Here is a 25,361-nt window from a genome sequence, read left to right on the forward strand (position 1 = left end):
CTCCCACTGCGCCGGAACCATAAACGATGCTAGTCTCCTGTGCGATCTTCCGGAGGTGTATTTACACAAGGTGTGGAAATGCCCCCGACTCGAGGTTGGGACATGGGCTCGCGAAACCGGTCAATTCGGTTCAAGATCTTTTTATTACTGCTGCTACCCCTCCTGTCTCTCAGCGCGCTGTGGGGTTTCGTCCTCAACCTGACCATGGGCGACGCACAGTCACTCCTCCGGGCTGACACGCTCTACGAGACGCTCGGCGTCACCTCCACCGACCTGGGCGTACAGCTTCAGGCCGAACGGGTGCGCTCGGCCGAGGCGCTCACTACCCGTGAACTCACCGAAGATCTCGGGGCCCAGCGGGCCCGTACGGACCGGTCCGCGGCCGACTTCGAGCAGGCCGTCACCGAGGCGGGCGACGCGATCGGCGACGACCTGCGGGTGCCGCTCGACGACCTGACCGCCCGGCTCGACCGCCTCGGCGCCGTGCGGGCCGACATCGACGGCGGCATCAGCTCCCGCCTGATGGGCCTGGAAGCCTACAACCACGTGCTCGACGCCGTCTTCACGCTCTACGACCACCTGGTCTCCGTCTCCGACCTGACCATCTTCCAGCAGGCCAGCTCGTTGCAGGCCATGGGCAGCGCCAGGGAGTACATCGCCAGGGAGCACGCCCTCGTCGTCGGCGCCCTGGTGGACAAGCGGCTGACCGAGCCCGAGCGGGTGGCCTTCACCGAGTACGCCGCCTCCAGGAAGTTCCTGCACGCCCGCGGCCTGGCCGGGCTCGACGTGCCGCTGCGCAGGCCGTACGAGCAGGTGTTCGCGTCCCAGCCGTTCCTGACGTTCTCCTCGCTGGAGGCCAGGATCGTCAAGACCGGGGAGCCGCCCGCCGAGGCCGAGGTGTGGAAGGGCGCGATAGACCGGCTCACCGCCGAGTTGGACCGCGACAGTGCGGCCGCCGCCAAGGTCCTGGCCGCCCGGACCTCGGACGCCGCCAGTGGGACCGTCGTCAAGATAGCCGTCGCGGGCGGCCTCGGGTTGATAGCCGTGCTCGCGTCGATCATCATCTCTGTACGCTTCGGTCGCCGCCTGGCGGGCGAGCTGTACGGGCTGCGCACCGCCGCGATCGAGCTGTCGGAGGTACGCCTGCCCGATGTCGTGGACAGGCTGCGCAAGGGCGAGGACGTTGACGTGCGGAAGGAGGCCGGGACCATCAGGGTGAGCGGATCAGCGGAGATCACCGACGTGGGCAGGGCCTTCGCCTCCGTGCAGCGCACGGCCGTCACGGCCGCCGTCGGGCAGGCCGCGCTGCGCCGCGGGGTCGGTCAGGTGTTCCTCAACCTCGCCAGGCGCAAGCAGGGCCTGCTGCACCGGCAGCTCGGGCTGCTCGACGGCATGCAGCGCCGTACGCACGACCCCGACCGGCTGGAGGAGCTCTTCCGCCTCGACCACCTGACCACCCGCATGCGGCGGCACGCCGAGAGCCTGATGATCCTCTCGGGCTCGGCCCCCGCACGGGCGTGGCGCAGGCCGGTGCCCGTCCTGGACATCGTCCGGGCCGCGGTCGCCGAGGTCGAGGACTACACGAGGGTCAACGTCGAGGCCATGCCGGTCAGCGCGTTCGACGGCGGGGCCGCGGCCGACCTCACGCACCTCGTGGCCGAGCTGGTCGAGAACGCCACCATCTACTCACCGCCGGACACCGTGGTCCAGGTCCGCGGCGACCAGGTCAGCAACGGCTACGCCATCGAGATCGAGGACAAAGGGCTCGGGCTGTCGCCCGTCGAGTACGCCGCGATCAACAAGCTGCTGTCCGAGCCGCCCGAGTTCGACCTGGCCGACAGCGACCGGCTCGGCCTGTTCGTGGTGGCCAGGCTGGCCGAACGCCACGGGATCAAGGTCCAGCTCCGCCGCTCGCCCTACGGCGGCACCGCGGCCATCGTGCTCGTGCCGCGCTCGCTGGTGACCGAGCAGCCCGCCCTGACCGCCGGCGACGAGGACGGCCGGACGCCGGAGCTGCCGAGCCGTACGAAGAAGGCGCTCGCGGTGGTCACCTCGGGCAGCCACGCCGGACTGCCCAGGCGCGTGCGCCAGGCGAACCTGGCGCCGCAGCTCAAGGACGACGGACCGCCGGAGCCGGAGCCGCCGGCCGAACGCTCTCCCGACGAGGTACGCGATTTGTTCTCCGCGTTCCAGCAGGGAACCCAACGCGCCCGAGAAGAAGCCTCCGAGGAGGAGCCCATGAGCAAGGGGGACGCATGACTGCGCAAACCACCAACACCGGTGAGCTGAACTGGCTGCTCGACGACCTGGCAGGCAGGGTCGCCGCCGTCCGCCAGGCGGTCATCCTTTCTACCGACGGCCTGGCCGTCGGTTACTCCAAGGGATTGACCCGCGAGGACGCCGAGCACCTGTCGGCCGTCGCGGCGGGCTTCCAGAGCCTGGCCCGCGGCACCGGACGCCATTTCGGCGGTGGCGACGTGCGCCAGACCATCGTGGAGATGGAGAGCGCGTTCCTGTTCGTCACCGCGGCCGGACAGGGCACCTGCCTGGCCGTGATCGCGGACGCGAACGTCGACGTCGGGCACATCGCGTACGAGATGGCGATGCTGGTCAAGCGGGTGGGCCAGCACATCACCACGAACCCGCGCTCGGGAACACCATGACCGACGCCCCCCGCTGGTACGACGAGGAGGCCGGGCCCGTCGTCCGGCCCTTTGCCCTCATCAGGGGCCGGACGCGCTCGTCGGGCGACGCCTTCGACCTCGTCGCGTCCGTGCGTGCGCTCGCCGAGCGGGCGGACGACCTCGGCCCCGAACAACAACTCATCCTGCGGGCGGCGCGGAGCCCGATCTCGGTGGCCGACCTGGCCGTCGAGCTCGACCTGCCCGTCGGAGTCGTCCGAGTGCTGCTCGGCGACATGCGTGACCACGGCCTCATCTCGGTGACGTCGCCCTCGGCTACGGGGTCGCGTTCCAATGAGCGCATTCTCAAGGAAGTGATCAATGGACTCCGTGCTCTCTGAGGACCCCGTCGCGCTGAAGATCCTCATCGCGGGTGGGTTCGGTGTCGGCAAGACCACCCTGGTCGGGTCGATCAGCGAGATCAAGCCGCTGCGCACGGAAGAGGTGCTCTCCGACCGCGGGATCGGGGTCGACGACCTCGACGGCGTGGAGGCCAAGACCACCACCACCGTGGCGATGGACTTCGGCCGCATCACGATCCGCGACGGGCTGGTCGTGTACCTGTTCGGCACCCCCGGTCAGGAACGGTTCTGGTTCATGTGGGACGAGCTGTCCTACGGCGCGCTGGGCGCGGTCGTGATCGCCGACACCCGGCGGCTGACCGACTGCTTCCCGTCGGTGGACTACTTCGAGCAGCGCGGCACACCGTTCGTGGTGGCCGTCAACTGCTTCGAGGGCGCGTCCCAGCACAGCGTGGAGGACGTGCGCATCGCGCTCGACCTGGACGACGACGTCCCCGTGATGCTGTGCGACGTGCGGCGCAGGGCCTCGGCCAAGGAAGTGATGATCACCCTGGTCGAGCACTCCCTGCGGACGCTCACCACCGCGAACTAGAGCGCGCGCAGCCCGTTGATCACCTCGCGGAGCAGGCTCTCCGTGGGGCTCGCGGTTCTGTCGCGCGGCGGGCGCACGTCGATCAGGTCGTACTCCAGCAGGTCGCCGAGCAGCACCCGGATCACGCCCACGGGCAACCCCAGCTCCGAGGCGACCTCGGCGACGGGCCTGGAGTGGCCGGCCAGGCAGCTCATCAGCCGCCGGTGCTGAGCACTCAGCTCGGCCTTGGCCGGCGCGGGCCGTCCCGTCGATGCGACGGTCGCCAGCAGATCGAGAGCCGGGGACGAGGGCCTGGTGCGCCCCCGCGCCACGGCGTACGGCCGGACGACGGGCCCGGCCTCCTCGTCCACCCACTCGTGCTCGCGGCTCACGGTCGGGAACCCCCATCCTGGTCGCTGTCCTGCCGCCCCCGCTGCCATCCGGACTGGAGTGAGGAGAGCAGCGCCCTGGTCTCCTCGGGCGAACGCTCCTCGGCCTCCGCGGACGCCGCCACAGGAGAGGGCGCCTGCCTGAGCCGCGGGGGCAGGTTCGCCTGCCGTTCGCGGCGGGGCAGCTCCGGCTCCTCGCCCGCGACCGGTCCCGCGCGCTTGCTCGTACGGACCCGGCGCGGCAGCTCGCCCGGCCCGGTCGCCTCCCCCGCGTCGATCGCCCGGTCCGTACGGATGACCGACACGGACACGGACTCGAACTCCATCGGCCGCACCGGCGTCGCCATCGGCTCGACCAGCGATCCCGGCACGAGCACGATGGCGGTCGTGCCGCCGTACGGGGAGAGCTTCAGGGTGACCTTGATGCCGTGCCTGGCGGCCAGGATGCCGACCACCGCGAACCCCAGCCGCTCGGTCTGCGCGGGGTCGAACTCCGGCGGGCTGGCCAGGCGGTCGTTGATGGCCCTGCGGGTCTCCTCGTCCATGCCGAGGCCGCGGTCCTCGATCTCGACCGCGAAGCCCCTGCCGACCATCTCGCCGCGTACCGAGACCTCGTTGGCGGGCGCGGAGAACGACGTCGCGTTCTCGATCAGCTCGGCGAACAGGTGCATGAGGTCGGCCACGGCCGAGCCGGAGACGCCGCACTCGGGCATCGGGTAGACCCGGACCCGGGTGTACTCCTCGACCTGGGCGGCGGCGCCGCTCAGCACGTCCTCGACCGGGATGACGCCGCGCCACCTGCGGCCGGCCGCACCGCCCGAGAGCAGCACCAGGCCCTCGGCGTGGCGGCGCATGCGGGTGGTCAGGTGGTCGAGCCTGAACAGGCGCTCCAGAGCCTCGGGCTCCTCGGTCTGGCGCTGCATCTCGTCCAGCATCCTGAGCTGGCGCTGGAGCAGCGACTGGCTGCGCCTGGCCAGGTTGCGCAGCGCCTCGGCCACGCCCTCGCGCAGCCTGGCCTGCTCGACGGCGGCGTCCACGGCGGTGCTCTGCACGCTGTCGAAGGCCGCGGCGAGGTCGACGACCTCGCTGGTCGCGTTGTCGCCGACCCTGATGGGCGGCGCCTCGGCCTCGATGTCCACCCGTTCGCCGGTACGCAGCTTCGTCACCACGTCGGGCAGCCTGACCTCGGCCAGGTCGAGCGCCGTACGGCGGAGGGTGGCCAGCTCCCTGGTGATCCTGCGGCCCACCCGGACGGAGATGAAGATCGAGAACGCGACCGCGATGAGCCCCAGCGCGCCCGCGACGGCGGCCCTGACGACGATCACCACGCCGGCCGGCTGCATCCGGCTCAGCAGCTTGTCGCCGGTGCTCCAGACGGCCTGGCTGTAGTCCTTGAGCACCTGGTCGGCGATGCCGCGCCAGAGGTCCATGTCGGCCGGCTGGCCGGACACGTACGTCTCCAGCAGGTTCTCCATGGTGATGTACCTGGAGGAGTAGAACAGCTTCTCGAACGGCGTACGCAGCTCGGTGTCGAGGTTGGCCAGCGCCTTGGGGAACAGGAACGTACGGGTGCCGTCGATGCCGGCCAGCAGGTGCACGTCGCGCATCGAGGGGCGGCCGTTGGAGGCGACGAGCAGGGCGTTCTCGCGGCTGAGCAGCTCGCGCACCTCGTCGGCCGCGATCAGGCCGTGGGCCTGGAGTGACAGTTCGAGGTCGGTGCTGACGGTCAGCCGGGAGTACAGCAGGTGGACCTCGTCGGAGACCTTGGCGTACTCGGTGACCAGGGCGCCGGGGGTGAGCTTGCGCTCGTCGACCTTGCGCCTGACCTCCGGGAGCCGGTCCACGGTCTCCAGCACGACCTGGAGCTGCTTCTTCATGTCGTCGGTCATGGCCGACTGGGCGTCCTCGGTCAGGGCCCGTTCGCGCAGGGTCTTCCTACTGGCGTCCACCTCGGCGCGGGCCTTGGACAGGGGCGCCTGCTCGGTCTGCGTGCCGGCGAGCCGTTCGGCGGAGGCCAGGCGTTCGATCTGGAGGTTGGAGACCAGGCCGTCGGCGTTGTTGATGACGTCCGACCAGATGGCGTCGATCTTGAAGAGGTTCAGCGCCTCGCCCGTCGTCGTGCTCGCGGCGAAGCCCCAGAGCGCGATCAGCGAGATCAAGGGGATGACGAGCAGCGTCGAGATCTTGAATCGGATGGATCTGCCCGATGCCATGACACCTGCTCCCGCATAGAAGATCGCGGGAGAGAATAGCACCGAAACGGGCGGGATTAAGATCGACTAGCGATAAATCTGTGATATGTCGTGAAATCTGCGTCTGCTGGGTGGTTCCGGGACCGGCCCGGAGCCCAGGTCAGCCACAACGCCCAGGCCGCCAGCAGGCCCAGCAACGACACCTCCGCGCCCAGCAGCAGCCGTTCGACCAGCCCGATCATGACCCGCTCCCCCGGCAGGGCCACGTACGTGATCGCCAGCACCCCGAACCCGCCCGCCAGCGCCACCCACTCCACGGCCCGCGCCACGGGCTTCCAGAGGGCGTCCGCGGTCAGCCTGGGCACCAGCAGGGCCCCGGCGGCCGGGAGGCTCACGAACGCGGCGATCGACACGTACCGGTGAATCTGGGCCGCGAGGTCGAGATCGAGGCCGAGGGGAACGGTCGGGATGACCGCCACCACGACCAGCGCCGCCGACCACACCATGAGCAGCTTCTCCGGCAGCCCCCGGATCGGCGCCCGCATCTTTCTCAGCGCGGCCAGCAGCGCGAGCGACCCGATCCCGAGCACCGCCATCGCGACCTCCGTGACGCCCCCGCGGTCGGTCACGGCGTACTCGCTGATGGTCACGTTCATGGGGTCGAGGTAGGGGTCGGGACCGAAGTGACCGACCAGGATGGCGACCACCGAGAACACGATGGACGCGCACGCGACGAGGGGGTAGAGCCTCGCCGTCGTCATGAGGGCCCGGGGGCCCGCGATCCTGGGCGCCCTCGCGGCTCTCACTCTGCTGTTCGGCACTGCGGTCATGTGCCCTACTCTCGCCCGCCCAGGCGTGCCGCCACATCCGGCGGCACCCCCGAGCCGTCCCTGACTCCGACCCTGAGTCCCCCTCGGCGTCACCCCGGGTTGGACGGTGCCGCTCAGACGGTTGCCGCTCAGTCGGAGGCGACGAAGAGGGAGAACACCCGGTCGGGGCGGCCGATGGGCGTCCAGGACGTCCCGGACCCGTCGTACTGGAATACGCTCATGTCCCGGTCCACCCGATAAACCGTGTCGTCCGTGACCGCACAGGACGCACTGTGATCCCCGATACGCTGCCAATTTCCGGTGTCCTGAAATCGGTAGACACCGCTGAAGTCGGCGGCGGTGGCGACCAGCCCGAAACCTCCCGCGAATATGCTGATCACACCGCGGGGAGGGGCGCCGAGGTCGTCCCAAGCGGTTCCGGCTCCGGTGTACCTGAACACCGTGTTGCCGAGAGGGTGCGTCCGATAGACCGTATCCGCTATCGCGTATCCGCCGCCTTTCGGGCCGATGCGTTCCCATTCGTTCGGAGTGCCGCTGTAGAGGAACGTGTCGCCCTGGAAATCCGGCATCTGAGCCACGACGCTGAAACCCGCCACCGCCAGGAATCCGGAGTCGCCGACCTTGCTCCAGATCGGCGTGTCACCGTCGAAGCCGTCGAACTGGAGAATCCGGCTGCCGTCCTGAGGCGTCTTGTAGACGGTGTCGTCGGCGACGGCGTAGGTCCCACCGGTCTCGCCGATGGAGAACCAGTCGAATGGGGTGCCGCTGTAGCCGAATACGGTGCCCGTCTCGTCGCCGGTGCCCTCGACGAGGGTTCCCCATCCGCCGCCGAAAGGCCCGTGGACGGTGACCGGTCCCCTGATCTGCGTCCAGGAAGTGCCGAAGCCGTCGTACCGGAACACGCCGTTGACATTGTCATCCGCGTCAATGGTCACCGCGTTGAGAGTGAGGGCCACGGAGCTCTCCGTTCTCATGGAAAAGGACACCCGTGGACTCAGGCATCACGCTGATCGCAGCATCGCTTCGCACGGCCGCGATCAGCAACTCCGACACGCATCGGACTTTCTAAGGACTTGTCCACCGCAAGGCTTTTTTCACCCCATTACAGAGGCCCCTTAGTCGAGCACGTGTGCCGTGGCCCTGGCGTAGCGGGTGCGGATCTCGGGGGCGGCCGGGGCGTCGTAGGTCGCGGTGTCCTCGATCCGCCAGTCGGGGGTGGTCAGCAGGGCGGCGGCCTGGCGGGCGGCGCCGTCGGCGACGTACTCGCCGGGCGGCGGCACCGCGATCGGCACGCCGAAGACGGTCGGCGCGATGCGGCGTACGGCCTCCGAACGTGCCGCGCCGCCGATCAGCAGCACCCGCTCCGGCCGCGTGCCCAGCGCGTCGAGGGCGCCGGCGAGGCCGCACAACATGCCCTCAACGGCCGCGCGGGCCAGGTGGGCCGGGGTCGCGGTGGCCAGGGTGAGCCCGAGGACCGAGCCCGTCGCGGTGGGCCGGTTGGGGGTGCGCTCCCCCTCCAGGTACGGCACCAGCGTCAACCCGCCGGACCCCGCAGGCGCCCGCAGCGCGAGCTCGCTCAGCTCGTCAAGGCCGACCCCGGCCAGACCGGCGGCGGCGTCGAGGACCCTGGCGGCGTTGAGCGTGCACACCAGCGGCAGGAAACGCCCGGTGGCGTCGGCGAACCCGGCGACCGCGCCGGTGGCGTCGGCGCTCGGCGTCTCCGCGACCCCGAATACCGTGCCGGACGTGCCAAGCGAGACCACCACGTCACCCGGCCCGGCCCCGACGCCGAGCGCGGCGGCCATGTTGTCGCCGGTGCCCGGTGCGAGCAGCGGACCGGCCGCGGCCGGGTCACCCGCGCGGCCGGCGGGCCCCAGCACGCGCGGCAGCAGCGGGACCGCCCCGAACGCGGCCTTGAGCAGATCGGTACGGTACGCGCCGGTCGCCGGGGACCAGTAGCCGGTGCCCGAGGCGTCACCCCGGTCGGTGGCGAGCAGGTCGAGCGCCGGCGGCGGCGCGTCGTGCCAGGCCGCGACGTCGGTGCCCAGGGCAAGCGCGCCGGCCAGCCGCCAGGTCAGCCAGTCGTGCGGCAGGCAGACCGCCGCGGTACGGCGGGCGTTGGCGGGCTCGTGCTCGGCCAGCCAGCGCAGCTTGGTCACCGTGAACGCGGCGACCGGCACCGAGCCGACCGCCTCGGCCCAGGCCCCCGGCCCGCCCAGCTCCGCCACCAGGTCGGCGGCGGCGCGGGCGGAGCGGGTGTCGTTCCAGAGCAGGGCGTCGCGGACGACCTCGCCCGCCTCGTCGAGGCAGACCATGCCGTGCTGCTGCCCGGCGACGCTGACCGCCGCCACGTCGGCGAGGCCGCCGGCCTCCTCGACGGCCCGAAGCAGCGCCGTCCACCAGTGGGAGGGGTGGATCTCGGTGCCGGCCGGGTGGGCGGAGCGGCCCTGCCTGACCAGCGCGCCCGTCTCGGCGTCGCGAATGACGACCTTGCAGCTCTGCGTGGAGGAATCAATCCCAGCGACCAGCGTCACCCGAACTCCTTCTGCGTGCTCCAGGGCGAGATGGTTGTGATGCTATCCGCGTTCCGGAGCGACGTTCAGGGGTGATTCGGGGGGTTTTACAGCCCGGATGGGTCCCGGCCGACGCTGATCTCCTCGGCGATCTTGCGGATCTCCGTCACCTGGAGACCTGGGGCCTTGGGCAGGTGGCGCAGCAGCGCCTCCATGACGACGGGCACGGGCTGGCCCGCCATCCGGCCCGCGATGCCGTGAACCGCCCGGAACAGCGCCTCTTCGGTGTCGTACATCGGCAATCCCCTCGTTCGGCTACCGGGAGAGGCTACGGCCTGGCCGCGACAGTTCGCTCGCTACCGCTCCAGCGTGTTCCGGACGGCCGAGCAGATCGCGCCGAGTTCGCGTACCTGGTCGGGGGTGAGCACGTCGAACAGGCTCCGGCGGACCTCCTCGACGTGGCCGGGGGCGGCGGCGGCCAGCGCGGCGAAGCCCGCGTCCGTCAGCACGGCGAGGTTGCCCCTGCCGTCGGCGGGGCAGCGCTCGCGGCGCACCCAGCCGCGCTCCTCCAGGCGGGCGGCGGCGTGCGAGAGGCGGCTCTGGGAGCTCTGGGCCCGGGCGGCCAGCTCGCTCATGCGCATCGTCCGCTCAGGGGCCTCCGACAGCGCCACCAGGATCATGTAGTACGTGTGCGGCATGCCCGCCTCGCGCTGGAGCTGCCGGTCCAGCGCCTCGTTGATGAGCTGGCTCGTGGCCAGGAAGTCGCGCCAGGTCTGCTGCTCGTCCGGATCCAGCCATCGGGTCACCGTCTCATTTTAGTTGAACTCTCATATACTCGACCCGGAACAATCAGGTGAAAGGGGACGACCATGCCGGTCCACAGGCTCAACCACGCGGTCCTCTACGTCCGTGACGTGGAGCGCAGCGTGGCCTTCTACCGGGAGGCGCTCGGTTTCGAGGTGGTCATGGGCATGCGCGGCGCCGCGTTCCTCCAGGCCCCGGGCTCCAGCAACGACCACGACCTCGGGCTGTTCGAGATCGGCGAGAACGCGGGCCCCTCGACCGCCGGGCGCACCGCCGTCGGGCTCTACCACCTGGCGTGGGAGGTCGACACGCTGGACGAGCTGGAACGCATCGCGATCACGCTGAGCGAGCTGGGCTCCCTCGTCGGTGCCTCCGACCACGGCACCACCAAGGCGCTGTACGCCAAGGACCCCGACGGGCTGGAGTTCGAGGTCTCCTGGCTGGTCCCCGCATCGCTGATCACCGACGAGACCCTGGCCGCCAGGGCCGCCATCCGCCCGCTCGACCTGGCCGCCGACAAGGAGCGGTACGGCGCCGGCACCCGCGGCGGGGTCGGGGTGTCGATCCCGGCCTGACGGTACCGTGGCAGGTATCCGACCCGACCGTTCCGGAGAAGGTCATGCCAAACGATCCGGATCACGTTCTCGACGCCATCGACGGCGTCGTGGACGAGTGGGAGACGCTGAGCGCCGACGCCATGCGCTGGGCGCCTCCCGAGCACAAGTCGCCCGACCTGCTGCACGAGGTGACGGAGCTCTTCACGCCGATCGCCGAGGCGCTCGGCGAGGTGCTGCGGCCGATCGGCGACTCGATCACCCGCGTGCTCGACCGGCTCACCGACGACGACTAGCCGGCCCGTACTGCGGCCGGTCAAGCCCGTACTGCGCCGGCCGGCCCGTACTGCCGGTCAGCCCGTCCGGCGGCGGCGGGTGCGGCGCGGGTAGGACTTGGCCGTCTCGGCCAGCCGGGCCGAGTGCTCGGCCTGCCTGCGCCAGTGTCCGTAGGCGTCGCCGCGCTGGGCCAGCCGGTCGAGCTCGCGCATGGTCGTGAGCGGGATGAACGCTGGCTCGGCGTCCCGCCAGGGCGTGCCGGGCAGCGGCATGAACGTGTGGGTGTGGATGCGGGCGCCCAGCTCGGCCAGGTCGGCGGCCAGCGCGAGCGACTGCCGCTGGTCCTCCTCCGACTCGCCGGGCATGCCGAAGATGAAGTCGACGTTCGCCCTGAAGCCGTGCTCGACGGCGATCCTGACGGCGTCGCGTACGGGCGAGGTGTCGTGGCCGCGTCCTGAGGCGGCCAGCACCCGGTCGGATCCCGACTGGGCGCCGATGATCAGGTTGTCGTTGGCCACGTACCGCCTGAGCAGCCGCATGGCCTCGGGCGTGACGTGCTCGGGCCGCACCTCGGACGGGAAGCTGCCGAAGAACACCCGGCCGTGCGGCGGCAGCTCCTCCTTGACCCCCGCCAGCAGTTCCTCCACCGCGCCGAGATCGGGGTCGGGGCCCGGCGAGCCGTAGGAGAGCGAGGTCGGCGTGATGAAGCGCACGTCCCGCAGCCCCTGCTCGACCATGCCCCTGACGTGCGCGCGCACGCTCGCCACCGACCGGTGGCGGAACTGGCCGCCGAACATGAACGGCGTCTGACAGAACCGGCACGTGTACCGGCACCCCCGCGTGATCTCGATGGGCCCCTTCCGGCCCACGAACGACGGGAACGCGTCGAGCGGGAGCTGCGGGGCGGGCCGCGTCCTGAGCGCGACGCCGTCGCCGTCCTTGACCGCCAGGCCGGGCACGGTGGTCAGCGGCTCGCCCCGCCGCAGCGCCTCGACCAGGGCGATGATCGTGGACTCGCCCTCGCCGATCGCCGCCAGGTCCCAGCCGGCGTCGATGACCTGCTGCGGCTCGGCCGTGGCGTGCACCCCGCCGGCGATGTGCAGCCCCCGGCCGTCGCTGAGCGACCTGACCGTGGCGAGCTCGGCGGCCATGGCCTCGGCGTCGGGCGAGTAGAACGACCAGAGCACGAGCACCCGGTCGGCCCGGCTGGCCGCGATGTGGGCCGCCGTCTCCTCGGGGGTGACGCCGAGCAGCTGCCGGTGCTCCACGCCCGAGGTCTCCAGGGCGGCGAGCACCGCGTGCACGCCGTACGTCACCGCCTTGCGGTAACGGACCACCACATCCACTGCCAGCGTCACGACCGGCAGCGTAGCTCAGGCGTGGGCCAGCCGCATGGGACGCAGCGCGCCGGTGAGCTTGGCCAGCTCGGCGAGCATGGCGTCGGCGGCGGCGATCATCACGTCGTTGGGCGCCACGGTGCCGTCCTCGGCGATGAACTGCTGGTAGAAGGGGATGTTGACGGCCTCGACCACGGGGATCATCTTCAGCGTGCTGACGACCTGGCGCAGGCCGTTCACCGCCCGGGTGCCGCCGGAGATCCCGCCGTAGCTGACGAATCCGGCCGCCTTGTGCTGCCACTCGTGGTGCAGGAAGTCCAGGGCGTTCTTCAGCACGGCCGTGAAGCTGTGGTTGTACTCCGGGGTCACGAACACGAACGCGTCGCCCCGGTCCACGGTGGCGCTCCACTCCTTGGTGTGCGCGTTCACGTACTGCTTGAGCTTGGGGTGGTTCGGCTCGTCGAGGAACGGCAGGCCCACCTCGGCGAGGTCGACCAGCTCGACGTCGAAGTGGCCGGCCGCGACGGCCCGTTCCCGGAACCACTCGGCGACCTCGCGTCCGGCGCGGCCGGGACGGGTGCTGGCGACGATGATCTGCAGGACGGGCTTGTCCATGGGGTCCTCCCTCAGGTAGTTGATACCTCAACATTATTGAGTAGCTAAACATTTCTTAGCAAATGTAGGATCGGCTCCGTGAGCCCCCATTCGGTCTGCGTCCGGTTCCACGTCGCCCTCGAACTGATCGGCGCCCGCTGGTCGGGCGCGGTGATCCACATGATCTTCAAGGGCGCCCACCGCTACGCCGATCTCAAGGCGGCCATCCCGGGCATCAACGACACGATGCTCGCCCGCCGGCTGCGCGAGCTGGAGTCCGCCGGGCTCGTCGAGCGGCGCGTGCTGCCCACGTCGCCGGTGCGGGTCGAGTACCACCTGACGGAGATGAGCCAGGAGCTGCGGCCGGTGCTCGACGAGCTGGTCACGTGGGCGCACAAGTGGATCCCGCTGCCCGAGGAGCCGGCCAGGTCCGCCTAGCGAATACGGGCGAGCGCCGGAGGCGGGCCGGAGGTTAGACTCCCGGGCATGCACTGGCGACATTGATGAACCACCAGCGGCCGACGCGGCAGACGCGCGCGCGGGCCTCCAGGGTGCCGAGCACCAGACGGAGTCCCTGTCCGCCTCTTCCGAGAGGGCCGCATGTTCGTCCCCAAGCTTTACGTCTACACGTTCCTCGGCGAGTTCGTCCTGCTCTACCCGGTGTACACGCTGCTGTTCACCGACTCCGGGCTCTCGGTGGCCGAGACGTCCTCGTTGTTCGTCATCTGGTCCGTGACCGGCATGGTGCTGGAGGTCCCCTCCGGCGCCTGGGCCGACGCGGTGTCCCGCCGCCTGTTGTTGTGCCTGGGCCCGCTGCTGGCCGGCACGGGCTTCGCGTTGTGGGTGCTCTTCCCGTCCTACTGGGCCTTCGCGCTGGGCTTCGTGTTGTGGGGGGCCGAGGGCGCGCTCGTCTCGGGCGCCTTCGAGGCGCTCGCGTACGAGGAGCTCGACCGCCGCGGCCTGCGCAGCCGCTACGCCGTGATCATGGGCAGGGCCCACTCGATCGGCATCGTCGCCGCCGCCTCGGCGATCGCCCTCGCCACGCCCGTCTTCGCACTCGGTGGCTACCCCGCAGTCGGGGCGGCCAGTGTGCTCTCCTGCCTGCTGTGCGCGGCCACGGCGCTGACCCTGCCCGAACGCCGCACGCCGTCCACCGATTCGGACGGCGGCTATCTCGCGATCCTGCGGGCCGGTGTCGCCGAGGCCAGGACCGACCGGAACGTGCTCCAGGCGCTCGTCCTGATCTCCGTGGTGACGGCGATCTGGGGAGCGCTGGAGGAGTACGTCCCCTTCCTGGCCGCCGAGACCGGCGTGCCGAAGACGGCCGTGCCCCTGCTCGTCCTGGCCGTCTGGGTCGGGGCCTCGGCGGGCGGACTGCTGTCGGGGCCGGCCCAGCGGCTGGCCGAGCGGCCGTTCGCGCTGGTCCTGGCGCTGGCGGCGCCGGCCATGGCGGCGGGCGCGCTGGTCCGGCATCCGGCCGGGTTCCTGCTGGTCGCCCTGTCGTTCGGGGCGTTCCAGATGGCCGGCGTGGTGGCCGACGCGCGGTTGCAGGAGCGTGTCACGGGCGCCCAGCGGGCCACCGTGACCTCGGTGGCCGGACTGGGGACGAACGTGGTCACGCTGGCCGTCTACACCGCCTACGGCGCGGGCTCGCCGTTCCTCTCCCATGGGACGACGTTCGCCCTGCTGGTCCTGCCGTACCTGGTCATCGCCCTGTGGCTGGCCCGGGAGCGGGTCGCGCCGATGTGATCCGCTTCGACGCGAACGGGACGCGCTTGGGCAGCGGCGGCGGCTCCTCCCCTTCGGGAGCCGGCGCCTTGCCCTGGCGCGCCCGCCAGCGGGACGGGAACACGGAAGCGGTCAGCAGAATGCCGCCGATCACGAAAGACCAGGTATTCAGCAATGCCGCGTACGCGTCCAGATAATCGGCGGGCACCAGGTCGAATCCCATTCTCCGGTCGCCTCCCGTGACGACCCGCACGATCGTGGCCCCGGCCAGCGCCGAGAAAGCGAGACCGGGCAGCAGCGAGGCGACCGGGGAAATCCGGGAACCGGCCAGGACGCCGATGAGGACCGCCGTTCCGGCGAGTGCCGCGGCGGCCGCCCAGTCCACGCCGGACGGGGTCGTGCGGGGGCCGTACAGAAGACCGGCCGCGATCAGCGGGATCGCGGCCACTCCCACTCCGGCCCCGGCGAAATGACGAACACCATTACCCATAGAGAACACCTCCAGGCCCAATACGATACCGACATACCTCTGGTAACTACTTTAGGGCGAGAAATCTCCATTTGAGGCCCGTGGCCGGAAAACAGGGCATATCGCCGTAATAGGAAATAGTTGGTATCTCCTCATTTTCCTGGCAGCCGTTACGTTGGCAGAACCCCCCATCGAGGAGCGGCGGCATGTTTCGCTGTGCAGTGGCAGGCGTCACCTTCGTGGCCGCCTGCCTGGCCCCCCCCCGGCCACCCGGCAACCGACCCCGTGATCGAGGCACTCTCACGCGACCTCGGCCTCTCGGAGTCCCAGGTGGTCGCCCGGCTCGCGAGCGAGCGGCATGCCGCCACCCTTGAGTCCGAACTGGCCGCCTCGCTCGGCGACTCCTACGCCGGATCGTGGCTGACCGAGGACGCCTCCGCCCTCGTCGTCGCCACCACCGACCCCGCCGGGGCCGCCGCCGTCTCGGCGCGGGGCGCGCGCCCGGTCCTCGTCCGGCACTCGCTGTCGGAGCTGGAGGACGTCGTCCGCCGCCTCGACCGAGCGGCCCGCCGCGTCCCGACCGGCCCCGCCCTCTGGTACGTCGACGTACGGACGAACCGGGTCGTCCTCCAGGCGCCGTCACCGGCCGCCGAAACCCTGGCCGCCGAAGCCCTGACCGCCCGATCCCTGGTCGCCGGATCCCTGGCCGCGGCGGCCCGCAGCACGGTCATCGCGGTCTCGCCGCCCGCCGAGCTGCCCCGGACCTACGCCGACATCATCGGCGGCGACCCCTTCTACGTCGGCTCGACGCGCTGCACGATCGGCTTCTCGGTCACCAAGGGCAGCGTCCCCGGCTTCGTCACCGCGGGCCACTGCGGGCGGACCGGCGACCTGGTCAAGTCCCCGTCCGGCACCTTCCAGGGCTCCTCCTTCCCCGGCAACGACTACGCGTGGGTCGCCACCCCCGGGTACACCGCGCAGCCGTACGTGCGCGGGGCCGGCGGCACGCTGGTGACCGTGCGCGGCTCGGTACAGGCGCCGATCGGCTCGTCGGTCTGCCGGTCCGGCCCGACCACCGGCTGGCACTGCGGCACGATCCAGCAGCACAACGCCACGATCACGTACGCCCAGGGGACCGTCTACGGGCTGACCCGTACCAATGTGTGCGGCGAACCCGGCGACTCCGGTGGTCCGTTCATCTCCGGCGGGCAGGCCCAGGGGGTGACCTCGGGCGGCTCGGGGAACTGCAGCTCGGGCGGCACGACGTACTATCAGCCGGTCAACGAGATCCTCAGCGCGTACGGACTGACCCTGCGCACGGCCTGACCCTTTCCGCCTGCGCTTGTTCGTGGGCACCGATTTTGTCCCGGTTTCGTCCCGCACCGATGAGTTGCCGCCTCCGGTCGAGTCTGTCCTTCCGACAGCGGGTCCTTCCGTACCCGACCGCTCCGACCGCAGGAAGGCAGCGATGACGCGCCCCAACCTGAACAGCCTGCTCCTGTCCAGCACCAACCCCGCACGCCTGCGCACCTGGTACGCCACCGTGCTCGACCCCGAGTCCGACACCGACGTCACCCACTACGGCGTGCTGACGTTCGGCGACTTCCACCTGATTATCGACACGCGGGCGGACGTGGCGGACAAGAATCCCGAGCCCGGACGGGTGATACTCAACTTCGACGTCCCCGACGCGCGCGCGATCGCCGCCCGGATGGAGGAGGCGGGCGTGTCATGGCTGGCCGAGCTGGAGGACCGCGACGGCAGCCTGTTCGCCACGGCGATCGACCCCGACGGCAACTACGTCCAGATCATCCAGCTCAGCGAAGAACACCGGAAGGCGATGTGACGATGTCCAAGTTGTTCAGCGGGACGAAGGCGTTCAGCGGGTTCTCCGTCAACGACCTGGCCGCCGCGAAGGCGTTCTACGGCGACACCCTGGGCCTGGAGGTGTCGGAGTCGCACGGCCTGCTGACCCTGCACATCGCCGGCGGCACCAACATCCTGATCTACCCCAAACCCGACCACGTCCCCGCCACCTTCACCATCCTCAACTTCCCGGTCGAGAACATCGACAAGGCCGTGGACGAGCTGACGGCCCGCGGCGTGCGCTTCCAGCGGTACGACAACCTGAAGACCGACGAGAAGGGCATCTTCCGCGGCGGCGGCCCACTGATCGCCTGGTTCACCGACCCGGCGGGAAACGTCCTGTCAGTCCTCCAAGACTGACCCCGCGCGCCCTGCGGCCCATCCGCAGGGCCACCCCCCAGGCCGCCAGCCCTCCGCCTCCCTGCTCCGCTGGGCCGTCAGCATGGTCACGACCCACCACCAACCTCAGGCATGATCACCTCACCCGAGGCCGACGGCGGCCCATGCCCACGAGAAAGAGATCCCACGAGAGTGAGCGACACCCCTCACGCACCGGTGGAGCAGTTCTCCGACGAGGCCCGAAAGCGGCTGCGCGAAGAAGCCGAGGCATTCGCGGACGCAGTGCTGCGGCACGCCGAAACCCTGTGCGAGTTCGAAGGCCGACAACGTGAGAAACCGGCGATCTTCGAACTGAACGACCTGCTCTCGGCAGCGGCTCACCGTCTCCGCGAAGCCCAGCACGACCTCACCGGGACGTACCCATCGTTCGAACCCTCCACCGACGACGGTGACGACGACGTCCACCCCGCGCACCCCGAGTACCCGGAGTTCACCGATCGGATCGCCGTACTCATGCGCCACGACTTCGCCATCACGGACCGAGAGGCCCTGATGGCTGCCGGCCGAGCGGCGTATCTGCGAATAATGCCGGACGCCGTCGAAGACGACGCCGAGTTCGACGTACGGACCGTGGACAGTGCTGTCTACCAGCTCATGCATGTCTCAGCAGAAGACACGATCCTCGACCACGTCCCGGGCCTGAGGCCGACCGCGAGCGTCACGCGGACCGTGGAAGTCGATGGCCCCCTCGATTTCCAAGCCCCCTTCGCCATCGCCACCGACGATTAGTCGGCGCAACCACGCGTCAGCTCAAGGTCCGCGGGTGCTCCGAACGAAGCCGGCCATGGATCAGATAAACAAGTTCCTTGCATTTCATGAGCGTTCCAGGTGCTCAAAGGTCACTGCGCGTGCGGACTCCGTTGCCCCGCGACGGTGGGCTCATTCAGCCTCCACCACGAGCTTCCTGGAAGGGGCGGTGATGTGCACAGGCGTTCCCCAGCCTTTGTAGAGGACGTTGATCCTCACAGCGTCAGCTTTCTGATCCGGGCCATGGGGCTCGTAGACAGTCTCGGCCTGGAAGCGCCTGGGCAGGTTGTCCGGGCCGAGCCAGAGCTTCCACGTGATGCGGCCTCCTGACCAGTCCCCCATTCGTTCTCCGTAATAGATCCCGGCCTGGCAGAGCCGAGGAGGCCGACCTCAACCGAGCCGTCATGGCGAACAGTGAGGACGCCGTCGTATCTGTCCTTCGTGGGCACCTTCTCGGCGTTGCCGGAGATCAGTTGCAAGAACTTCGGATTGAGGGCGTCCACCAGGTTCTGTGTCCAGAGGAAGGCTCCCTTGTTCCGCCAGTGGTTCCACTTCTTCCCGCCGGACCTGGTTGTAGTAGATCGCGACATCCTCCGGCGCGTGCAGACGCATGTCCGCACCGTCCACCACTCCTGGTGCTCTGCGGCCCTTTCACCGCACTCCAAGAGCGCGAGCGAGCACGACCCTCAAGGGGCTCCCGCTCTTGGACGCTCAATGCCCGCACCACGGCGACCGTCCCATCCCACGGTGGCGGCAGAACTTCTGTTTTCGCAGCTGGACCGCGCCTCACGTGTCCCACACTGTCCCACGGACCATGCGTGCGACCTCGCCGCCATGGTCCGATGAGCCCTGTCACCACGTACCGATCACCACGTACGAGTGACGCAACAAACAAAGCCACCGAGTTTCCCCGGCCAACCCGATGAGAAAAGGCAGTGACAGGGCATGAACCAGCACGTCAGCGAGAACCACCTCCCCGTTGAGGACGTCGAGCAGCAGCCCAAGGGACGCGGAATGCGGTTCACGCTCAACGGCGCACTTTGGTCACTTCAAGCGTTGTGGGGCTTCTTCTTCGCCGGAAGCGGTTTCGGCAAGGTGCTGCTGTACGACGACGCCCTGTATGCGACGGCACCCCAGGCCGTGGCTTGGTACGCGGCAGTGCCACAGTCCCTGATCGTCCTCATCGGGATCCTTGAGGTGCTTGGCGGCATCGGCCTGATCCTTCCGGCGATGACGGGAGTCAGGCCGAACCTGGCGCCACTCGCCGCCGCCGGCCTGACGCTGACGATGATCCTCGCGGCCGGTTTTCACATCATGCGCGGCGAATACGAATTGGTGCCGGCGAATCTCCTGCTGGGAGGCGTCGCGGCGTTCATCGCGGTCGGACGATGGAAGCTGAGGCCCATCGCACCCTCGATCATCACCACCTCACGCGTACTCAAGTCGTTCGCGGTCGTGGTCGCACTGGCCCTGCTGGCATTCGCTCCGACCTGGTTCACGATGACCAACGCCCAGTTCTGAGCACCTTCGCAGGTAGGTCAAGGGCGTCGAGCACAGATCGCCGCACCTCACGGCCGCGCTGTCAGCTTGGGACTCGGCCACCGGTCCTGCCTCTCCGAGCCAGGGAACCCGGGGAGGCAGGTCAGGGCGCAGACCGACCGCGGGTCCCTGTGAGACACCGCCAATCCCCGCCCGTTCCGGCACGCATCCGGCGCGGAAACCGCCCGGTGTCCAATCACACGCGGACAACCCGGTGACGTACTCCGACAAATCCACGGCCCTCGGCCGAGCCGCAAGCCGGCCACGCCTGAAGGACTGCACCGGCCACGTGGACAAGTGCCCCAAACAAACGGGCAGCGGCCTGGTCCTCGCTCAACGGCCGCCCGAACCCCCACGCCCACCTCAAGGCACACCGCGAGACCCAAGACACCGAGCACGAAGAGGCGAAGGACCGCCGGAAAGATCACACCACGCACGTCGCGCCCCTCCAGATGAAGGACGCCGGCGACCGCATGGACTCCGCCCTCTGGACTGACGGGCCAACCGCAACCCGAACTGCAACCGCTCCTGACCCGTGCGGACGCGCGCACTGCTCCAAGACACCCCGGTACCTGACCGCGCATCCAGCCAGTAGACCGGGGACCGATGACTTCCGGGCGGCAGTGTCGTCTAAAGCATCAGCGACAGGCCACAGACGCCGCGGCCAAACGAGCGCTGCGGCCCGGGACACGTCCCCCTGGCCAAGCACGGTCCCCAGACGACCCGAACCCACGGAGTTCTGATCATGCGGAAGCTGATAGCGACAGTGTTCAACTACTCCCTCGACGGCCTTCTCGCCGACGAGGGCACCGAGTTTTGGAAGTTCTGCTTCGACCTGCCCGAAAACCGTCAGCCCGACGCCCCGGCGCACCTCGACTTTCTCCAGAGCGCGTACGCGCACATCATGGGCCGCACCGCCTACGAGGGCATCGCCGTGGGCATGACAACGTCCACCGACCACCCGTTCGCCGACATCCTGAACGCAGGGCGCAAGGTCGTCTTCTCCCGCACCCTGAAGACGGCTGACTGGGCCAACACCACCATCGCCGCTGGTGACACGGCAGAAGAGATCGACAAGCTCAGGCTGGGCGGCGACGGTCACATCGTGGTCTGGGGCGGCGTCAGCCTCTGGCGGTCGCTCATGCGGCTCGACCTGATCGACGAGCTCCAGCTGAGCATGTTCCCCTACGTCGCGGGTGAGGGCACCCGGCTGTTCGACGGCGTCCCCAAGTCTTACCAGCTCGACCTGGTCTCCAGCACCGCGTCCAGCAACGGGATCATGTATCTGCAGTACCGGCGACACCGCTGACCCAGCGACCGGACATGCACAACGAGCGGCAGTCACGCGAGCACCGCCACCTGTCCGAGGAGTCCACGACCCAACTCAAACCAGCCAGCGACACCGGCGGCATCGCCACGATCGACAACGGCAGGTAGACACCGAGGCTCAACCTCAAAGCCCATTACTCCTCGGGGCATTGCCCGCTTTTCCGGTGAGCCAGGGTTCGTGCCTCACCCTGGCTCACCGATCGCCCCAAGCACGTACGGCGTCCAGCCATGCAGTGGCGATCGTAGGGCTGCATCTGTGCAGCGGCGCGGCAACCCCGGTCGGAGCGTTCGGTTGGTACGGCGGGGGCGGCGTGCGGTGCCGCCGCGTGATACGCGATGCAGGCGAGCGCCTGGCCTCCGCACTCTGGGGAAATCCGTAGCCGTTGCAACTTCGACGCCCGGAAAGATCGAAAGGCCCTCCCCCCGAGTTCGGGGAGAGGGCCTTTCACCTGCGGAGGATCGGGGATTTGAACCCCGGATGGTGTTGCCACCAAACCGCATTAGCAGCTCGGGTCTTGGGTGTCCCTATTGGTTCCACCTGGACCACCTGGCCGCGCTGGTCTCCCTGGGACGGCTATGTACGAGATGGGATTGCAACTAGAACTGCAACTAGACCAGCCCCCACCGCCGCCTGATCGCCAAGCGCGGAGTGACGGACATCAATGTAACCATCGCTCCATCGCCGACCTACCGATTCGACACGCGCGTGCTCGCTGCTCGACTCATGGAGACGGCTTCTCAGACATTCTCGGTGCGTGACGATGGCATGGCCGCCAGGGCCGTCGGCGCTCCTGACATCCATGACCACGCCGTCGCCTGCCGGGCTGAGGACGGTGGGCGTGCCGCAGAAGTCGCACAGCCATTAAAGACTGCCGGCAAGCCAAAGCGGCTCTCCGACGAGCCCGAGCTTGTGCGTCGAGGGGAGACGAAGCCGAGCAGTGGGATACCGTCTCCCCAGGCCGACGCCGAGTCCGGCGCGGAAACCCCAGAGCCATGAAATCTCGGCAGCGAGATCGCTACAGGTCGTTTGCGCTGCTCGCAGGGGTCGTTAACGGCCGCTCAAGGTCGCCCGAATATGGCGCGGTTGCTGCTGCGGTTGCCGCCCTCCGGCCCCACCGCCGCGCGAGGGGCCAGACTCTCGAAATAATGACATATCTGCGCAAATCGGAATCTTCGAGAGCTACGCGTCAGGATAATATCCATTATAATGGCGGATATTTGGACATCAAGGACGCTCTTTCCTTTTGCTCCTTGCTGACTATTTGCCCGCTCATAAATGTGCGTGCGTCTATCATTCTTGACACTGGGGTATATCCCTCATCGCGCTATTGCAGCGGTGTGGATGGATGCAAAAAAGAACAACTCCGGCATCCGCGCTACCGCAACACCATTCACGAGCTCGATCTGACACAGGCCAACGAGCCTCGGTAAATTGCCTGACGTTCTCGCTGGGAATGCTCACCACGGAAAGGAATGCCCCATGCCATTCATCATGCGCAACACACTCCCCAAGCTGGCCGCACGTACACTCGCCGCCGCCGCCGTCCTCACCGCAGCAGTCATGACGCCCGCGGTCGCGGCATCCTCTGCCCCCAACCCGGCCGAGGCATACATCTCGAGCGTCAGTGCGAACGGAAACGGGTGCCCACCCGGGACATGGGAGGCGGCGATCAGCCCCGACGGGAAGTCGTTCACCGTTACATTCAGCTCATACGAGACGATCATCGAACCTGGTGGTGATGCTTCGGATAAGGAATGCACGCTCTCGCTGAACGTGCATACGCCGCCGGGGAGCTCGCTTTCCACCGCCAAGTTCTCCTACCAGGGCTACGCGCTCATGGACCAAGCAGGGATGAGCGCGACGCAGAGCGCAAGCTACGACTTCCTCGGTGCTCCCGTCCCGGCTCAGTCGGTTCGCTCGCAGATCTTGGGGCCACACGACGACTCGTACCTCTTCTCCGACCGGATCCTGCTTCACGACGACGTGGCGTCGGCGCAGGGCGCAACCCGCGCGCTGAACGTGGAAACGGGCCTGGTCCTCGCCAACAACCCCGCAGAGACCGGCAGCGGCTTCTTCAACACCAGCAGTGTCGACGGGACGCTCCAAAACGGACCGGGCTGCACCATCGACCGGCGCACCGCCACCTCGGGGCAGACCATCGTCGGCACCTCGGGCGCCGATGTCATCTGCGGGTCACCGTTCGCCGACCGTATAGCCGCGCTGGGCGGCGACGACGTCATCCTCTCCTTCGCGGGCAACGACCGGATCTCCGCCGGCGCCGGCAACGACACCGTCTTCGGCGGCAACGGCGACGACGACATCAGCGGCGACGACGGCAACGACACCCTCGACGGCGAAGCCGGCAACGACCGGATCCTGGGCGGGCCGGGCACCGACACCGCTAACGGCGGACCGGGCACCGATTCCTGCGTAGCCGAGACGACCACCTCCTGCTGAGTCAGGTCGACGCTCCGGTGATGTGGCTTTGGGACGAAGGTCAGCTTCGGTGAGCAGTGGCGACCCAGAGTCCAACTGAGGACTGGAAGATCTGGAAGTCCATCCTTCAGCAGGCCGGCGTCCGGGACGTCCGAGTCCATGACGCCCGCCGCACCGCCGCGACACTCCTCATCGAGCAAGGTGTGAACATCCGCGTCGTTCAACAGGTCCTCGGCCACACCCGCGTGACGACCACTGAGCGGTACACCCACGTATCCACACCGCTGATGCGTGATGCCGGGGAACGACCCGCTTCGGCTCTCTGGGGATAGCCGTTGCAACTATGACGCCCCGGAAGATCGAAAGGCCCTCCCCCCGCACTCGGGGAGAGGGCCTTTCACCTGCGGAGGATCGGGGATTTGAACCCCGGATGGTGTTGCCACCAAACCGCATTAGCAGTGCGGCGCCATAGACCTGACTAGGCGAATCCTCCTGGAAGCCATTGCGGCTCAGCACAGCGTACCGGCCTTCTGGCGAGGCAGCAAAGCGGTTCCGCGCCGCGCCTTCACCAAGAGTTATCAACAGCCTGTGGGTAACCGGCTGTGGATGAAGCCCGCCCCATGCTAGGACGGGCTTCCGGGCTGTGGAAAACCGGCCTCAGGCGGGGTTCGCCTCGCCCTCGATCTCAATCTTGACCTTCTTGCCCACGAGCACACCGCCGGCCTCCAGGGTCTGGTTCCAGGTCAGGCCGAACTCCTCGCGGTCGAACTCGGTGTTGATGGAGAAGCCCCATACCGCGGCGCCCCACGGGTTGGTGCCGGCGCCGCCGTACTCGACGGTGAGCTCGACCTGCTTGGTGACCTCGCGGATCGTCAGGTCGCCGACGACGGTGAACTCGTCGCCCGAGTGGCCGACCACGCGGGTGCTGCGGAAGGTGATCTCGGGGTACTTGTCCACGGCGAGGAAGTCGTCGCTGCGCAGGTGGCCGTCGCGGTCGCCCACGCCGGTGTCGATGCTGGCGGTCTGGATCGTCAGCTCGGCCGTGGACTCCAGCGGGTTCTCCGCGATCGTCACGGAGCCGCTGAAGGCGCCGAAGCTGCCGCGGACCTTGCTCACCATCATGTGCTTGACCACGAACCCGATGCGGGTGTGGGCCACGTCGAGGTTGTACGTGCCGGCGGCGGGGATGGTCAGGGACTCCCACGTGCGAGTGCTCATCGGGTTCTCCTTGGGAACGTTGCTGTGCGGATGTCTGCGGCAACAAATGTCTACACGAGGAATATTCCGCAAGTCAACTAACGTCGGTTAAGCTATGGACGTGAAGCACATCGATGACCCCAGGCTGACGGCGATGGGCCTGCTCGCCGAGGTTCACGCAGGTCTGACGGCCCGGATGCAACCCGTGTTCAGCACGGCGGGGTTGTCGGGCATCGACTTCGAGACGGTGATCCGCCTGGCCAGATCGCCGCGGCAGGCGTTGCGGATGACCGACCTGGCCGCGCAGACCGGCCTGTCCACGAGCGGGGTGACCAGGGTCGTCGACCGGCTCGAACGGGAGGGCCTGGTGACCAGGCAGGCGTGTGCCACCGACCGCCGGGCCTCCTACGCCGCGCTCACCGACGAGGGACGCGAGCGGCTGGCGAGCGTCCTGCCCCAGCACCTCCAGGACATCGAGGACAGCTTCACCGGGCTCCTCAGCGAAGACGAGCTCGCCGCGTTCCTGCGCGCGCTCCGCAAGATCAGAGAGGTCGTACGCCCCTGCGCGACGGCCGGCGCCGAGGAGACCACCCCCGCCCTCCACTGA

The 25,361-nt window shown here is 68.9% G+C and carries 28 protein-coding genes and 1 tRNA gene; 17 read left to right on the top strand and 12 right to left on the bottom strand.

All coding sequences use genetic code 11. The annotated features are described in order from the left end of the window. Positions 1 to 204: 204 nt before the first annotated feature. The 4 genes from IEZ27_RS11200 to IEZ27_RS11215 are packed head-to-tail and all read left to right on the top strand — an operon-like array spanning position 205 to position 3,575. Complete coding sequence (locus tag IEZ27_RS11200; protein ID WP_189647131.1) at positions 205 to 2,259, top strand: sensor histidine kinase; 2,055 nt, start codon at positions 205 to 207, stop codon at positions 2,257 to 2,259. After that, positions 2,256 to 2,663 (top strand): roadblock/LC7 domain-containing protein, encoded by a 408-nt coding sequence (locus IEZ27_RS11205; RefSeq protein ID WP_125644171.1) that lies wholly within the window; start codon positions 2,256 to 2,258, stop codon positions 2,661 to 2,663. The genes IEZ27_RS11200 and IEZ27_RS11205 overlap by 4 nt, the downstream gene beginning before the upstream one ends. Next, entirely contained in the window at positions 2,660 to 3,022 is a 363-nt protein-coding gene (locus IEZ27_RS11210) for a DUF742 domain-containing protein (RefSeq protein ID WP_125644173.1), read from the top strand. Before IEZ27_RS11205 ends, IEZ27_RS11210 begins: the two co-directional genes overlap by 4 nt. Further along, entirely contained in the window at positions 3,003 to 3,575 is a 573-nt protein-coding gene (locus tag IEZ27_RS11215; RefSeq protein ID WP_125644175.1) for a GTP-binding protein, read from the top strand. Before IEZ27_RS11210 ends, IEZ27_RS11215 begins: the two co-directional genes overlap by 20 nt. Here IEZ27_RS11215 and IEZ27_RS11220 read toward each other — a convergent pair. From IEZ27_RS11220 to IEZ27_RS11250, 7 genes are all read right to left on the bottom strand, one after another. Next, a complete protein-coding gene (locus tag IEZ27_RS11220; protein WP_189647132.1) occupies positions 3,572 to 3,946 on the bottom strand; it encodes a DUF742 domain-containing protein in 375 nt (124 codons plus the stop codon). The two genes, IEZ27_RS11215 and IEZ27_RS11220, sit on opposite strands and share 4 nt — an antisense overlap. Further along, complete coding sequence (locus IEZ27_RS11225) at positions 3,943 to 6,156, bottom strand: sensor histidine kinase (RefSeq protein WP_189647133.1); 2,214 nt, start codon at positions 6,154 to 6,156, stop codon at positions 3,943 to 3,945. The genes IEZ27_RS11220 and IEZ27_RS11225 overlap by 4 nt, the downstream gene beginning before the upstream one ends. 56 nt (positions 6,157 to 6,212) lie before the next feature. Then, positions 6,213 to 6,965 carry a DUF998 domain-containing protein gene (locus IEZ27_RS11230; protein ID WP_229823872.1) on the bottom strand — a complete coding sequence of 251 codons (753 nt, stop codon included), beginning with the start codon at positions 6,963 to 6,965 and terminating at the stop codon, positions 6,213 to 6,215. A 128-nt stretch (positions 6,966 to 7,093) separates the two neighbouring features. After that, positions 7,094 to 7,921 carry a hypothetical protein gene (locus IEZ27_RS11235; protein ID WP_189647134.1) on the bottom strand — a complete coding sequence of 276 codons (828 nt, stop codon included), beginning with the start codon at positions 7,919 to 7,921 and terminating at the stop codon, positions 7,094 to 7,096. Positions 7,922 to 8,080: 159 nt separating this feature from the next. Further along, complete coding sequence (locus IEZ27_RS11240) at positions 8,081 to 9,499, bottom strand: xylulokinase (RefSeq protein WP_189647135.1); 1,419 nt, start codon at positions 9,497 to 9,499, stop codon at positions 8,081 to 8,083. Positions 9,500 to 9,585: 86 nt separating this feature from the next. Then, the gene (locus tag IEZ27_RS11245) at positions 9,586 to 9,774 is read right to left on the bottom strand and encodes a hypothetical protein (protein ID WP_125644183.1); all 189 of its coding nucleotides are present in this window, start codon (positions 9,772 to 9,774) and stop codon (positions 9,586 to 9,588) included. A gap of 60 nt (positions 9,775 to 9,834) precedes the next feature. Next, positions 9,835 to 10,284 carry a MarR family winged helix-turn-helix transcriptional regulator gene (locus IEZ27_RS11250; protein ID WP_189647136.1) on the bottom strand — a complete coding sequence of 150 codons (450 nt, stop codon included), beginning with the start codon at positions 10,282 to 10,284 and terminating at the stop codon, positions 9,835 to 9,837. 63 nt (positions 10,285 to 10,347) lie between these two features. On the opposite strand from IEZ27_RS11250, the gene IEZ27_RS11255 reads away from it, so the two are divergent. Both IEZ27_RS11255 and IEZ27_RS11260 read left to right on the top strand, forming a co-directional pair. Beyond that, on the top strand, positions 10,348 to 10,857 hold the full coding sequence (locus tag IEZ27_RS11255; protein ID WP_125644187.1) for a VOC family protein: 510 nt from the start codon (positions 10,348 to 10,350) through the stop codon (positions 10,855 to 10,857). A 44-nt stretch (positions 10,858 to 10,901) separates the two neighbouring features. Next, entirely contained in the window at positions 10,902 to 11,132 is a 231-nt protein-coding gene (locus IEZ27_RS11260) for a hypothetical protein (protein ID WP_125644189.1), read from the top strand. A gap of 57 nt (positions 11,133 to 11,189) precedes the next feature. On the opposite strand, the gene IEZ27_RS11265 is transcribed toward IEZ27_RS11260, so the two are convergent. Continuing rightward, a complete protein-coding gene (locus IEZ27_RS11265; RefSeq protein WP_229823873.1) occupies positions 11,190 to 12,470 on the bottom strand; it encodes a TIGR04013 family B12-binding domain/radical SAM domain-containing protein in 1,281 nt (426 codons plus the stop codon). A gap of 15 nt (positions 12,471 to 12,485) precedes the next feature. Next, the gene (locus tag IEZ27_RS11270) at positions 12,486 to 13,064 is read right to left on the bottom strand and encodes an NADPH-dependent FMN reductase (protein WP_189647137.1); all 579 of its coding nucleotides are present in this window, start codon (positions 13,062 to 13,064) and stop codon (positions 12,486 to 12,488) included. Positions 13,065 to 13,142: 78 nt separating this feature from the next. On the opposite strand from IEZ27_RS11270, the gene IEZ27_RS11275 reads away from it, so the two are divergent. Both IEZ27_RS11275 and IEZ27_RS11280 read left to right on the top strand, forming a co-directional pair. Next, entirely contained in the window at positions 13,143 to 13,481 is a 339-nt protein-coding gene (locus tag IEZ27_RS11275; RefSeq protein WP_221762554.1) for a winged helix-turn-helix transcriptional regulator, read from the top strand. Positions 13,482 to 13,643: 162 nt separating this feature from the next. Beyond that, positions 13,644 to 14,792: an MFS transporter gene (locus IEZ27_RS11280; protein WP_189647138.1), complete on the top strand. Its 1,149-nt coding sequence runs from the start codon at positions 13,644 to 13,646 to the stop codon at positions 14,790 to 14,792. Here the strand turns inward: IEZ27_RS11280 and IEZ27_RS11285 are convergent. Continuing rightward, positions 14,749 to 15,219 carry a hypothetical protein gene (locus tag IEZ27_RS11285; RefSeq protein ID WP_189647139.1) on the bottom strand — a complete coding sequence of 157 codons (471 nt, stop codon included), beginning with the start codon at positions 15,217 to 15,219 and terminating at the stop codon, positions 14,749 to 14,751. The two genes, IEZ27_RS11280 and IEZ27_RS11285, sit on opposite strands and share 44 nt — an antisense overlap. Before the next feature lie 306 nt (positions 15,220 to 15,525). Between IEZ27_RS11285 and IEZ27_RS11290 the strand changes: the two genes are divergently transcribed. The 8 genes from IEZ27_RS11290 to IEZ27_RS55480 all read left to right on the top strand — a co-directional run bounded on the left by IEZ27_RS11290 (position 15,526) and on the right by IEZ27_RS55480 (position 23,889). Continuing rightward, a complete protein-coding gene (locus tag IEZ27_RS11290; RefSeq protein ID WP_189647140.1) occupies positions 15,526 to 16,566 on the top strand; it encodes a S1 family peptidase in 1,041 nt (346 codons plus the stop codon). Positions 16,567 to 16,708: 142 nt separating this feature from the next. Continuing rightward, complete coding sequence (locus IEZ27_RS11295; protein ID WP_189647141.1) at positions 16,709 to 17,086, top strand: VOC family protein; 378 nt, start codon at positions 16,709 to 16,711, stop codon at positions 17,084 to 17,086. Positions 17,087 to 17,088: 2 nt separating this feature from the next. Continuing rightward, positions 17,089 to 17,466 carry a VOC family protein gene (locus IEZ27_RS11300; protein WP_308427270.1) on the top strand — a complete coding sequence of 126 codons (378 nt, stop codon included), beginning with the start codon at positions 17,089 to 17,091 and terminating at the stop codon, positions 17,464 to 17,466. A 171-nt stretch (positions 17,467 to 17,637) separates the two neighbouring features. After that, on the top strand, positions 17,638 to 18,234 hold the full coding sequence (locus tag IEZ27_RS11305) for a hypothetical protein (protein WP_189647142.1): 597 nt from the start codon (positions 17,638 to 17,640) through the stop codon (positions 18,232 to 18,234). A 963-nt stretch (positions 18,235 to 19,197) separates the two neighbouring features. Further along, positions 19,198 to 19,773: a DoxX family protein gene (locus IEZ27_RS11310; RefSeq protein ID WP_189647143.1), complete on the top strand. Its 576-nt coding sequence runs from the start codon at positions 19,198 to 19,200 to the stop codon at positions 19,771 to 19,773. Positions 19,774 to 20,536: 763 nt separating this feature from the next. After that, complete coding sequence (locus IEZ27_RS11315; RefSeq protein ID WP_189647144.1) at positions 20,537 to 21,100, top strand: dihydrofolate reductase family protein; 564 nt, start codon at positions 20,537 to 20,539, stop codon at positions 21,098 to 21,100. A gap of 1,500 nt (positions 21,101 to 22,600) precedes the next feature. Continuing rightward, entirely contained in the window at positions 22,601 to 23,578 is a 978-nt protein-coding gene (locus tag IEZ27_RS11320) for a DUF4360 domain-containing protein (protein ID WP_189647145.1), read from the top strand. Positions 23,579 to 23,634: 56 nt separating this feature from the next. Then, complete coding sequence (locus IEZ27_RS55480; RefSeq protein WP_189647146.1) at positions 23,635 to 23,889, top strand: tyrosine-type recombinase/integrase; 255 nt, start codon at positions 23,635 to 23,637, stop codon at positions 23,887 to 23,889. Between the two features lie 72 nt (positions 23,890 to 23,961). Here IEZ27_RS55480 and IEZ27_RS11330 read toward each other — a convergent pair. Beyond that, a tRNA-Ser gene (locus IEZ27_RS11330) sits at positions 23,962 to 24,050 on the bottom strand. Between the two features lie 164 nt (positions 24,051 to 24,214). Then, positions 24,215 to 24,775 carry a YceI family protein gene (locus tag IEZ27_RS11335; protein ID WP_125649494.1) on the bottom strand — a complete coding sequence of 187 codons (561 nt, stop codon included), beginning with the start codon at positions 24,773 to 24,775 and terminating at the stop codon, positions 24,215 to 24,217. A 94-nt stretch (positions 24,776 to 24,869) separates the two neighbouring features. Here IEZ27_RS11335 and IEZ27_RS11340 point away from each other — a divergent pair, with 94 nt between their 5' ends. After that, positions 24,870 to 25,361: a MarR family winged helix-turn-helix transcriptional regulator gene (locus IEZ27_RS11340; protein WP_125649491.1), complete on the top strand. Its 492-nt coding sequence runs from the start codon at positions 24,870 to 24,872 to the stop codon at positions 25,359 to 25,361.

Source organism: Nonomuraea spiralis (assembly GCF_014648435.1).
Lineage (GTDB): Bacteria > Actinomycetota > Actinomycetes > Streptosporangiales > Streptosporangiaceae > Nonomuraea > Nonomuraea spiralis.